The 285-nt window shown below is 35.8% G+C and carries 1 pseudogene; it reads right to left on the reverse strand.

Going from position 1 to position 285, the window contains the following annotated elements:
• A pseudogene (locus ACSG5Z_RS31970) lies at window positions 1-285 on the reverse strand (AAA family ATPase); the annotation flags it as partial.

The raw sequence follows: 285 nt of genomic DNA on the forward strand, positions 1-285 counted from the left end.
AGCATATCGAACACGATAATTTCATCAATACGGTTTAAGAATTCTGGACGAAATGCCTTTTTCAGTTCATCCATTACTTTACCTTACATATCTGAATAATCGCGGCTCTCATCTTGTACGTTAAATCCAAGATGTTTATTACGTTTTAACGCATCTGCAGCTACGTTAGATGTGATAATAACTATTGTATGACGGAAATGAACAGTACGCCCTTTAGAATCCGTTAAGCGACGATCTTGTAATAGTTGTAGTAAAATGTTTAACACATCAGGATGAGCTTTCTCT

Source organism: Bacillus pretiosus, from assembly GCF_051294775.1.
Lineage (GTDB): Bacteria > Bacillota > Bacilli > Bacillales > Bacillaceae_G > Bacillus_A > Bacillus_A wiedmannii.